Here is an 11,689-nt window from a genome sequence, read left to right on the forward strand (position 1 = left end):
GAGCGGGACTTGCAGCGTGTCCCGCGAACCCGCACACCCCCACCCCGCGAGACAGAGCCGGCACTCGCATGGCTTCATACGCCGCGGCGACGGCACCCCACAAATGGGCGAAGAACCTTTATTTTGCCAAGGATCTGCCGGCCGCCAACGGGCTCGGCTGCCGGAGGGCAACGGCACACGCATCGGGCACTACGCGGCGACGGTTGGGTTACTCGTCGTCCGGCGCCGGCATCGCCACCGGCGGTGCGGTATTGGCCCGGCGTTGTTCCTCATGCGTGCGGAATGCCTGGTGGATGTGCTTGCGCAGCTCGTCGTCGTTCCATGGCTTGGTCAGGAACCGGTAGATCGCGCCGCGGTTGATCGCGTCGGTCACCGTGTTCAGATCGGTATAGCCGGACAGCACCAGCCGGATCGTGTCCGGGTAGAGCATCTTCACCCGGCCCAGGAACTCGGTGCCGCTCATGTCGCTCATGCGCTGGTCGGACAGGATCACCTGCACATCGTTGATGGCCAGCAGGTCGAACGCATCGCGCACGTTGCCGGCGGCCAGGATGCGGTAGCCGTCGCGACGGAACAGGCGGACCAGCGAGCGCAGCACGTTCTCTTCGTCGTCCAGCAGCAGTAGCGTGCGGTCCGGGCGGGTCTCGGCGAAGGCCTCCGGGCGCAGGTAACGCCGGCGCAGGGTCATGCCGGCCGCATCGGCCGACATCGGCTCGCCGAACAGATACCCCTGGAACACGTCGCAGTCGTTGCGGCGCAGGAAGCCCAGTTGCGCCTGCGACTCCACCCCGTTGGCGATCACCGTCATGCCCAGCTGGTGGCCCATGGCGATGATCGCGCGGGCGATGGCCGCCTCGCGGTTGCCGGCCGGGGCGCTCTTGATGAAGCTGCGGTCGATCTTCAGCTTGTCCACCGGGTAGCGCACCAGCGCGCTCAGGCTGGAGTCGCCCGTGCCGAAGTTGTCCAGGCTCAGGCTGATGCCTTCGTTGCGCAGGTTGACCAGCGTCTCGTGGACGAAATTGACATTGTTGGTCAGCGCGCTTTCGTTGATCTCCAGCGTCAGCATCTGCGCCGGCACGCCAGCGGCCTGCATCAGCGACATCACCTCGGCGAAGAAGTTCGGTCGCAGCAGCTGCAGGGTGGACACGTTCACGGCGATGGTGAAGTCGTCGAAGCCCTGGTCGCGCCACAGCCGCGCCTGCTTCAGCGCGCCCTCCAGCACCCACGTGCCGATCTGCACGATGATGCCCAGCCGCTCGGCCGTGCGCATGAAACGCTCCGGCACCAGCATGCCCAGGGTCGGGGACTGCCAGCGCAGCAGCGCCTCCATGCCCACCACGTGGCCATCGCGGGCGCTCACCAGCGGCTGGTAGCGCAGCTTCAGCTCGCCATTGGGGATCGCATCCACGATCTGCCGGGCGATGATGCTCTCGCTGTGCGCGCTGGAGGGGGTGTCCACCGCGTGGATGCGCACCGCGTTGCCGCCTTCGCGCGCGGCCTGGTACAGCGCGTCCTCGGCGTGATCGAGCAGCCGCGAGGTGTCGCTGGCATGCTCCGGGCACAGGCTCACGCCCAGCTTGCCGGTCATGAACAGCGTGTACGGCAGCACCGACAGCGGCAGCTCCAGCTGTTGGCGGATCTCTTCGGCCAGGTCTTCAGGCAGCGGCAGGTCCGGGCTGCGCGGCACCGCCAGCAGGAACTCGTCGCTGCCGTGCCGCCACAGCTTGCCGCGGCCCCGCAGGTGGTGCTGCAGGCGCTGGGCCACCAGCACCAGCGCCTGGTCGCCCACCTCGGCGCTCATGTTTTCATTGACCGAGGCGAAATGGTCGATGTCCACGTGCATCAGCATCAGCGGGGTGCCACCGGCGGCGGCGTCGCTCACCATGGCCTGCAGCTCGGGATTGCCCGCGCCCAGGCGCGGCGGCGCGTCCTCGATGCTGACCAGGGGCAGGGAAGGGTTCCACATGTTCAGTGTTCCAATGTATCGGGAGTGGCCGCATCGCTGCTGCGATACGGCAGGTACAGGTCGATCAGCGTGCCGGCGCCATGCGCCGACTCGATCCGCAGGGTGCCGCCCACGCTCTGCGCGCGCTCGCGCATCACGATCAGGCCCAGCCCGCGCGGGCCTTCCGGGTCGAAGCCCTCGCCATCGTCGCGGACCTGCAGGTGCAGGCCCTGGTCGCCCACGTCATGCAGCTGCAGGTTCACCTGGCTGGCGCGCGCGTGGCGCAGCACGTTGGTCAGGCTTTCCTGGGCGATGCGGAAGCAGGCCTGCTCGATGTCGCCCTGCGGGCGACGGGGCAGGGTCTGGATGTCCGGCAGCAGTTCGATCGCGGCCGAGCGGAACAGCACGCTGGCCTGCCAGCGCAGCGCGGCCTCCAGGCCGAGTGCATCCAGCTGGGGCGGCCGCAGCAGCGTGGAGATGTCGCGCAGCTTGCCCACCGTGGCATCGGCCAGCTGGATGATCTGCTCCAGGTCGTCGCCGCGCCGGGCCGGATCGTCCTCGTCCTGGGCGGCGTAGGCGGACAGCTTCATCGCCGTGATCGCCTGGCCGATGTCGTCGTGCAGGTCGCGCGAGATCGCCCGGCGCTCGTCCTCCTGCAGCGAGAACAGGCGGCCGGCCATGGCCTGCAGTTCGCGGTTGCTGGTCTCCAGCGCCTCGCGGATGCGCTCGGGTTCGCTCAGGTCGCGCACGATCAGCAGCTTGCAGTTGCGCCCGCCGTAACGCACATCGCCCACCGCCAGCCCGGCCTGGAAGCGCTCGCCCTCCAGCCGCCGCATCCGGATCACTTCGCCGGCCCCGGTACTGGACAGTGGAATCGCGGCGAACAATTGCGCCCGCACCCGCGCCAGGTCGGCGCCGTCCACCAGTGCGGCCAGCGGCTCGCCCAGCAACGTGTGCTGGCCATAGCCGAACTGCGCGGCCGCGCACGCATTGGCATACAGCACGTGTTCGTCGGAGAGGATCACCACCCCGTCGGGCAGCACCCGCACCAGCTCGCGGAACTGCTCCTCGCGCTCGCGCAGCAGCCGTCGCGACTGCTCGCGCTCGGTCACGTCCTGCAGCGTGCCCAGCACGCGCGGGCGGCCGGCATCATCGTGCCCGCTCTCGGCGCGCAGGTGCACCATCAGGGCGCGGCCGTCCATCGCCAGCAGCGGCATCAGCACGTCGATCTGCACCCGCTCGGCGGCCATGTCATGCAGCAGCTGCTCGCTCAGCGCCGCGGTGGCCGGGTCGGCCGGCACCAGCAGCTCCTCGAAGCGGTGCCAGCGCCGCGCTTCCGGCGGGCGTCGCCCGAGCAGGTGGTAGACCTGGTTGGAAAAGCGGCCCAGGCCGGTGGCCGGGTCCACTTCCCAGGCCCCGATCCGCGCCATCTCGTGGGCTTCCTCCACGCGCGCCAACGCCACGTCGCGGCGGCGCAGCGCCTGGTCCTCGCTGGTCCGGTCGATGGCGATCAGCAGGCGCGCCCGGTGGCCGTCGTAATCGATGGCGTTGCTGCGCATCTCCATGCGCCGGCGGCTGCCGTCGCGCAGCTGCAGGTCGGCACTGATCACGCACAGCTCGTCGGGCGCGGCGCGGATCTGGGCCAGCTTGGCGGCCAGCTTCGGCTCGTCGCCGGGCGGCCAAAGCGTGCTGATCTGCATCGCGGTGAACGCCTCGCGGTCCCAGCCGAACAGGCTGATCGCCGCCGGGTTCACATCCAGGATCGCCAGCGTGTCCAGGTCATAGACCAGGATCGGGCCGGGGTTGCCCTGGAACATCTGCCGGTGCCGGGTCTCCGAGCATTCCAGCTTCGAATGCGCGTGCAACACGTGCTGGGCCAGTGGCCGCAGCAGCAGATAGATCAGCGCCGCGCTGGCCACCACGAAGAAGGCGCCCTTCACGGTCTGCCAGTGCGCAGCCGTGGCCAGGTCCTGGGTCAGCACCTGGACCGCCGCGTCGCTGCACAGTATCCATACCAGCGCCAGCACCAGGTAGCCCACCACCACGCGCCAGCGGTCGCGGCGCAGGGCCTGGGCGAGCGGGCGGTCGGGGGGAGTCGGGGCGGGTGGGCCGGACGGGGCGACGGGCATGGACGGGGCAGGGACCGGATCGAGGCGGGCGACCTGCATCTTAGAGGGTGGCGTCCGGTTTGGGGGCCGCGCGCGGGGTGCCGCTCAACTATCCGGCAAATCCGCCGCTAACGATTGCGTTCCCGGCTGTCGGGTGCGTTATCGGAGTCTTACCGCGTGGACCAAGGGATTATCGCGAGTCTGCTGCAGCATCCATTGGCGTCGGCCCTGGTCATCCTGGACCGCGCCGGGCGCCCGCTGGCGGCCAATCCGGCCGCGCGCGAGCATGGGCTGCCGGCAACCGTGGCCGCCTACGGGGAGCTGCTGGAAGACCTGCGCCTGCTGGCCGCCGACGGTGGGCTGGTCCCGTGCCAGCTGCCCGGCGGCCCGCAGGGGCGCTTCGATGGTTGGATGCGCGCGGTGCACGACCCCGACGGCCAGCTGCTGGCCTTCACCCTGAGCGTGCCCGAGCCGGTCGCCCGCTATGCCGGCAGCCGCTGGGAGCTGGCCCTGGACCACGCCGGTCACGGCCTGTGGGACTGGGACGTGCCCAGCGACGCGGTGATCCGCTCGCGGCGCTGGGACGGGCAACCGACCCCCGCCGAGGACGTCACCTGTGGCGATGCCGCCAGCACGCTGCTCGCCCCGATCCACCCTGACGACCAGCCTGCCGTGCGCGCCGCGCTGGCCGCCCACCTGGGCGGGCAGGGCGAGGTCTACACCGCCGAGTACCGGGTCCGGCATCCGGATGGCGACTGGCGCTGGGTGCTCGATCGCGGCCGGGTGGTGACCCGCACCGCCGACGGCCAGCCGCTGCGCATGGTCGGCACCCACACCGACATCCAGGCCCAGAAGCAGATGGAGTCGCTGCTGCTGGAGCAGCAGGTACACCTGCGCGAAGCCCAGCGCATCGCCAGCATGGGCAGCTGGTCGTGGAACCCGGGCGACCGCCAGTTCTGGTGGTCGCCGGAGTTCCGCGCCCTGCTCGGGGTTGGCGACGACCCCTTGACCGGCCGCCGCCGCTGGCTGCGCCGGCTGGAGCCGCGCTCGCGCAGCCAGCTGCGCCACGCCTGGCGCCGCATGCTGCACGATGGCAAGCCGGCCATGCTGGAACTGGAGCTGCCGCGCGAGCGCGAGGGCGCCCTGCACCTGCGCCTGTGGATGCAGCCGCTGCTGGGCGCCGACGGGCGCATCCAGCGCCTGCTGGGCCAGGTCCAGAACATCACCGAACAACACCAGACCGATGCGCTGATCCGCTGGCGCACCGAGCTGCTCAACCGGGTCTCGGCCCTGGGCCGGATCGGCGGCTGCGAGATCGAGGTCAGCACCCGGCACATGCAGTGGACCGAGGAGTGCTATCGCATCCACGGCCTGCGCAAGCAGCCCATCAGCCTGGACCAGGCCCTGGCGCTGTACACCCAGGACTCGCGCGATGCCTTCGAGGCCGCGCTGGCCCGCATCGCCGACGGCGGCCTGCCCGAGCAGCTGGACCTGTGTTTCTACCGCCAGTCCGGCCTGCGCATCTGGGTGCAGGTGCTGATCGAGCTGGACCGTCGCGATGGCCTGCCCACCCGTTTCGTGGTGCTGTTCCGTGACATCACCCGCGAGCGCGAGGCCAACGAGCGCATCGAGCTGCTGGCCCACTACGACCTGCTCACCGGCCTGCCCAACCGCATGCTGCTGCGCGAGCAGACCGCCGATGCCATCGAGGAGGCGCGCGACCGCGGCGCCCCGCTGGCGATGCTGTTCATCGACCTGGACGGCTTCAAGACCATCAACGACACCTTCGGCCACGCCACCGGCGATGCGCTGCTCAAGGCCGCCGCCTCGCGCCTGCACCAGAACCTGCGCAACGCCGACCTGTTCGGCCGTTTCAGCGGCGATGAGTTCATCGTGGTCCTGCGCGACCTGGCCGAGCCGGAAGACGCCGGCCACGTGGCGCGCAAGCTGATCGCCTCGCTGGCCGAGCCGCTGCAGCGTGGCGAGACCACGCTCAAGGTCGGCGCCAGCGTCGGCATCGCCATGCTCGACGAGGGTCGCAGCGATTTCGATTCGCTGCTGCGCGCCGCCGACGCGGCCATGTACGCCGCCAAGGAAGCGGGGCGCAACACCTACCAGTACTACAGCCAGGATGCGCTGATGCGGATCCAGCGCAAGCTGGAGATCGAGCACGCCCTGCTGGGCGCGATCGAGCGCGAAGAATTCACCCTGGCTTACCAGCCGCTGCTGCACGCCGCCCACGACCAGCCCCCGGCGATCGAAGCGCTGCTGCGCTGGCACCGCCCCGGGATCGGCTACTGCAGCCCGGCCGAGTTTATTCCCATCGCCGAAAAATGCGGCGAGATCGTCCGTATCGGCGACTGGGTGCTGGCCGAAGCCTGCCGCCAGGCCGCCGCCTGGGATGCGGCCGGCCTGCAGTTCGACCGCATCGCGGTCAACGTCTCGGCCGTGCAGTTGCGCGACCGCGGCTTTGCCGAGCGCGTCATCGACATCTGCCACGCCCACGGCTGGTCGCCCAAGCGGCTGGAGCTGGAGCTGACCGAGTCTGCCTTGATTCGGGATACCGACGTGCTGCGCCACTGCTTCGACGTGCTCGAGCGCCATGGTGTGCCGCTGGCGGTGGATGACTTCGGCACCGGCTTCTCCAACCTGCATTACCTCAACCGGTTCCCGGTGGGCCGCCTGAAGATCGACCGCAGTTTCGTCCAGGGCATGCTCCACGACACCGGCACCGCCGAGGTCACCCAGGCGATCGTGCACCTGGGCCACGCACTGGGCATGAAGGTCGTCGCCGAAGGCGTGGAAACCGAGCAGGAAGAGGCCATGCTGCGCCGCCAGGGCTGCGACGAGATCCAAGGCTACCTGTATTCGCGCCCGCTGACGCCGCGCGATCTGGCGCAATGGCTCAAGGCCGGCGGATCATCGCTGCGCGCCGGTGAGCCGCCCGTGCTGGTACACGCCGGTTGAGCGAGCCGGCGTCCGCTCGGCGGCCGTGGCTGCGGCGACTCGGGTATGCGCTGGACGCGTGGCTGGCCCATGCCGTCAACCAGCGCGAACTGGGGCTGGCGCAATGGGTGCTGGTCGTCTCCCTGATCGGGTGCGGGCTCTGGGTCGAGGTCGACCGCCGCCTGCCGCCGGTGGCGTTTCTGGTGGTAGACACCCTGATCTACCTCGGCATCTTCTCGTTCATCACCAATGTGGCCATGCTGGTGCTGATGTTCCGTCGGCGCGACCGGCATAGCGACCGCTTCAAGGCGGCGACCGGGGTGCTGCTGATCGTCTGTGCCTCGCTGCTCTACACCGGCCTGGAGGGTGCCTACGCGCGCACCAGCTACCTGTTGACCACCCCATCGATCCCGTACTGGCTGCCGGTGGTGATCAACCATCTGGTCACCCTGAAGTACCTGTTCGGCTTTGGCTTCGCGGCCATTGGCGCGGGTGTGGTCTCCGGCATCATCTCCCGCGAACGAAGCGGCGCGCCACCGGCGTAACCGTCGGGCTGACGTCCCTGCGTTCAGCGCGCTACAAGGGCGACGAGCGCCTCCAGCGCCGGGCGCTTCATGCGGTCGTCAATTGCCAGGCGCTGCCTGCAACGGACGCTATCGAGGTGGCGGTTTCTCCTGCGTCCAGCGCACCCAATGCCTCGCGGGCACGCCAGAACAGTGCCTCGCCGTTTTCGACAGGCGCATCCAGATCGTCATCATCCCGTCAGCAAAAAATCGTGCACGCGCCGGCTTCGGACGATGCGACAGGTCGGCGTGGTCATTGCGCCCGCCAGAGTGCCGGCCTGCACGATGAATCGCAGGCCGGCGCAGGTCCATGCAACAGCCTGAAACCGGAAAGGGCATGCCGGGCACATCCGCGCAGAGACTGACGATGCCGCCAGGCGGGCATGCGTCCGGTGCGTCAACGCCGGGCGAAGCGGCGTTTGTTCACCGTCACCGACCAGGCATGAAGGGAAATCAGCGGCGGCGGAAGCCGGGAAGCGACGCGCCCCGCTTTCCGGGTCTCATCGCGCGGCAGCGTCCAGGTCATCACCGCTCAAACCCAGGTCCCAGGCCAGGCTGGCGAGCTCAGGGTCTACCACCGGTGGCAGCGCAATGGCCGCAGCCGAGGGCTGCCGGGCCAGTGCTGCCAACTCATGCCGGGCGAGCTGCTCCAGCCGTTCGATCAGCGCGCGGCCCCGCAATGGCGTTGCCGCAGTGCGCGGTGCGGCAGCCGGAAGGGCGCCGTCACCGCCCTGCACCGCAGGCTCCAGCTCGGCGGGGGCAGGGGATGTGACGGACAACATGGACGCGTTCAACATCAGGCAATCATCTGCAGCCAGGACGGGCGGTGCAAGCACAACGGCCCCGGGGAAACCGGGGCCGTTGTGGGCGCCGTCGCCGGCACGGAACATCTCGATCAGAACAGCTCCACCGCGCCAGCGGCCATGCTCTGCTGGGCCACGGCCTTGTGCGGCGGACGCTCCCACTCGCTGCGCATTTCACGCAGGCGGTTGCCGGTGCGCTGCAGGGCGCTCACCACTTCTTCGTCGAACACGCCGCCATTGCGGTGCAGGAGTTCCTGCAGCGCCACCGCTTCGCGGTTGATCGCGGTCAGGCGGTCCAGGTGGGTGTGCACGCCGCCCAGGGCCTGGGTGGCGATGTCTTCGAACTGCAGGGCGCGCACCGCTTCGGCCACGCTGCTGTCGATCGCACGGCCGCACTCGGAGATCTCGCGCATCCCATCGCCCAGCGAGGCGTTGATCTGGGCCACGTTGTCCAGCATCTGCGCCGCTTCGTGGCGGGCTTCGCGGGAGCGGTCCATGTCACGGGAGGCCATGTTGGAGACCGTCTCGCGGACCTTGGCAATGGCGTCCTTGGAGCTGTGCGCCAGCTTGCGGATCTGCTCGTTGAAGGTGGTCGAGCGCTCGGACAGGTTGCGCACCTCGTCGGCGACCACCGCAAAGCCGCGACCGGCTTCACCGGCACGCGCCGCTTCGATGGCCGCGTTGAGCGCCAGCAGGTTGGTCTGGTCGGCGATGGACTTGACGTCTTCCAGCAGCGCGAAGATGCCATCCAGGTGCTGGGCCATCTGGTCGATGTGCTGCACGGTGTTGCTGCTCTGGCCGCTCACCTGCTCCAGCGCCTCCACCAGCTGCTCCATGCGATGGCTGGCATGCTGGGCGAAGCGGGCCACGTCGACGCCGGCGCCGCCGTCTTCACCGGCACGGTCGACGATGCGGGCCAACGCCTGGCTCTGCTGGCGGGACTTGCGGTTCATGGCGTCGAAGCTGCCACCCAGGCCGCTGACCGCATGGCGGATCAGGTCACGGGCGCGTTCGACTTCGCCGCGCGAACCGTCCACTTCGTTGGCCACGAAGGAGCGCAGTTCGGTCAGCAGCTGGTCCTGCTCGCGCAGGATCCGGGCATGCTCGGGGGAACGCTGGGTCTGCGCCCGGGCGGTCCACCAGGCAAAGCCCAGCCAGCTGAGCGTCATCGTGGTCAGGATCGCCCAACGCAGGGCGGCTGGCCATTCGAAGCCGATGGCAAAGGGAAGGAGCAGGGTCAGGACCAGGGGGGCGGCCAGACGGATGAAGATGCGTGAGTACATGGACGTTCTCGGGAAGTGCACGGTTGATGTATCGGCCGTCCCCCCATTTGCTTTAGTGCTGCACTGCACATTCCATCGAAAACCCTCCTCGAGGCAGGGCCCCCATGCCCCCAAACGGTAGCGCCACCCCATGGGTGGCTGCACCTGGGGGCCCAGGCGGCGCCATGACTCAACGCAACTGCCGGTCCACCGCCTCGATCATCGCCTTGCGCGAGAACAGGAAATCCCAATACTGCCCGCCGGTCTGGCGCCACAGCACCGCCGAGCGCACCGCCGCCAGCAGCAGCGCGCGGATCTCGGCCACCACCCCGGCCTGGCCCAGGTAATGCGGGTTGCCCTGGACCATCACCCGGGGCTTGAGATGGCTGATGGTGTCGGCATACAACCCGCCCAGGGCGGCCAGCACATCCGGGTGGGCACTGTCGTTCAGCTCGCCGGCCTGGCGCTGCGCGCGCTCGATGCCCTGGCTCACCTTCTCCACCACCGCATGCTCGCGCACGAAGCGGCGCTCCAGCTGCAGCACGGCCAGCGCCAGCCGGGGCAGCATCTCGTCCTGGCCCTGGCTGCGGAAATAGTTGTGCAGCAGGCGCAGCCCCGGGGCCACGTTGGCCGGGCTGCCGTAGATGGCCTGCGGGCTGTCGGCATCGATGCGGAACACGCTGTCGATCGCGGTGCGCACCACCGCCGCCTCCGAATGGCCGGTTTCGGCGATGCGGCGCACCTGCTGCAGGGCCTGGGCGATGCCGGCCAAGGCAAGAACGCGGTCGTCGACGGAAAAACTCATGCAGCAGATACCTCGAAGGGAGAAGGAACGGTCCGCAGCCGCTGTTCCAGCGGCGCATCGGTGGCGGCGATCACCGCGCCACCCAGGCAGACCTCATCGTCATACAACACCAGCGATTGACCGGGGGTGACGGCGCGTTGTGGGCGATCGAAGCGGACCAGCAGCGTGCCATCGTCGTTGACCTGCACCTGGCAGGGCTCGTCGGGCTGGCGGTAGCGGGTCTGGGCGGTGCAGGTGAAGCGACGGGCCGGGGGCGATCCGGCGATCCAGTGCGCCGCCTCCGAGTGCAGCTGCGTGGACAGCAGCCACGGGCTGTCCCGGTCCTGGTCCACGTACAGGATGTTGCTCGCCACGTCCTTGCCCACCACGTACCACGGCGCCGCCGGCCGGCCGCGCACGCCGCCGATGTTCAGGCCTTCGCGCTGGCCCAGGGTGAAATAGAACACGCCGGGGTGCTCGGCGATCAGGCTGCCGTCCGGGTCGCGGATCTCGCCGGCCTTGGCCGGCAGGTAGCGGCCCAGGAACTCGCGGAAGTCGCGCTCGCCGATGAAGCAGATCCCGGTCGAGTCCTTCTTGGCGTGGGTGGGCAGCCCGGCGTCGCGGGCGATCCGGCGCAGGTCGTTCTTCTGCAGGTCGCCGATCGGGAACAGCGTGGCCGAGAGCTGGTCCTGGCCCAGCTGGTGCAGGAAATAGCTCTGGTCCTTGCTGCGATCGGCGCCGCGCAGCAGCGCCCAGCGCCCGCCGACCTGGGCCACCCGCACGTAGTGGCCGGTGGCGATGCGCTCGGCGCCCAGCGCACGGGCCGCGTCCAGGAAGTGCTTGAACTTCACTTCCCGGTTGCACAGCACGTCCGGGTTGGGGGTGCGGCCGGCGGCGTACTCGGCCAGGAAGTGGGCAAACACCCCCTCCCAATACTCGCCGGAAAAATCGCGGAAATGGAACGGGATGCCGAGCAGGCCGCACACGGCCACCGCATCGCGGCGATCGTCCTCGGCGCGGCAGTCGCCGCTGCCGTCATCCGCCCAGTTCTGCATGAACAGCCCGGCCACCGGCTCGCCCTGCTGCACCAGCCGCCAGGCGGCAACCGAAGAGTCCACTCCACCAGACACGCCGACCATGATCCGTGGCGCGCTCATGGAGCGACCTGCTTGACCAGGGAGAGGGGATGGCGCTGGCCGGCGAGGAAGTCGGCCACCACCTGCCAGACCAGCGGGCTGCGCAGCCGCTGGCGCGCGGCCAGCAGCTCGCCGGGCTGCA

The 11,689-nt window shown here is 69.5% G+C and carries 8 protein-coding genes and 1 pseudogene; 2 read left to right on the forward strand and 7 right to left on the reverse strand.

Annotated elements, in window-relative coordinates; genetic code table 11:
- Positions 1-208: 208 nt before the first annotated feature.
- On the reverse strand, positions 209-1,966 hold the full coding sequence (locus RSA25_RS16945) for an EAL domain-containing protein (protein WP_332810011.1): 1,758 nt from the start codon (positions 1,964-1,966) through the stop codon (positions 209-211).
- Positions 1,967-1,968: 2 nt separating this feature from the next.
- Positions 1,969-4,074 (reverse strand): PAS domain S-box protein, encoded by a 2,106-nt coding sequence (locus tag RSA25_RS16950; protein ID WP_332810012.1) that lies wholly within the window; start codon positions 4,072-4,074, stop codon positions 1,969-1,971.
- 156 nt (positions 4,075-4,230) lie between these two features.
- Between RSA25_RS16950 and RSA25_RS16955 the strand changes: the two genes are divergently transcribed.
- On the forward strand, positions 4,231-7,020 hold the full coding sequence (locus RSA25_RS16955) for an EAL domain-containing protein (protein ID WP_332810013.1): 2,790 nt from the start codon (positions 4,231-4,233) through the stop codon (positions 7,018-7,020).
- Positions 7,017-7,544, forward strand: a complete 528-nt coding sequence (locus RSA25_RS16960; RefSeq protein ID WP_332810014.1) for a hypothetical protein — start codon at positions 7,017-7,019, stop codon at positions 7,542-7,544. The genes RSA25_RS16955 and RSA25_RS16960 overlap by 4 nt, the downstream gene beginning before the upstream one ends.
- A gap of 518 nt (positions 7,545-8,062) precedes the next feature.
- Here the strand turns inward: RSA25_RS16960 and RSA25_RS16965 are convergent.
- The 5 genes and pseudogenes from RSA25_RS16965 to RSA25_RS16985 form a co-directional block, all read right to left on the reverse strand.
- Complete coding sequence (locus RSA25_RS16965) at positions 8,063-8,359, reverse strand: hypothetical protein (RefSeq protein ID WP_332810015.1); 297 nt, start codon at positions 8,357-8,359, stop codon at positions 8,063-8,065.
- A 98-nt stretch (positions 8,360-8,457) separates the two neighbouring features.
- Positions 8,458-9,648, reverse strand: a complete 1,191-nt coding sequence (locus RSA25_RS16970) for a methyl-accepting chemotaxis protein (protein WP_332810016.1) — start codon at positions 9,646-9,648, stop codon at positions 8,458-8,460.
- Positions 9,649-9,817: 169 nt separating this feature from the next.
- Entirely contained in the window at positions 9,818-10,432 is a 615-nt protein-coding gene (gene hflD / locus RSA25_RS16975) for a high frequency lysogenization protein HflD (RefSeq protein ID WP_332810017.1), read from the reverse strand.
- On the reverse strand, positions 10,429-11,568 hold the full coding sequence (mnmA, locus tag RSA25_RS16980; RefSeq protein WP_332810018.1) for a tRNA 2-thiouridine(34) synthase MnmA: 1,140 nt from the start codon (positions 11,566-11,568) through the stop codon (positions 10,429-10,431). The genes hflD and mnmA overlap by 4 nt, the downstream gene beginning before the upstream one ends.
- Positions 11,565-11,689 (reverse strand): annotated as a pseudogene (locus RSA25_RS16985) (NUDIX hydrolase); the annotation flags it as partial. The pseudogene RSA25_RS16985 and the gene mnmA, both read right to left, overlap by 4 nt.

Origin of the sequence: Stenotrophomonas sp. (assembly GCF_036662295.1) — a bacterium.
Taxonomy (GTDB): Bacteria; Pseudomonadota; Gammaproteobacteria; order Xanthomonadales; family Xanthomonadaceae; genus Stenotrophomonas.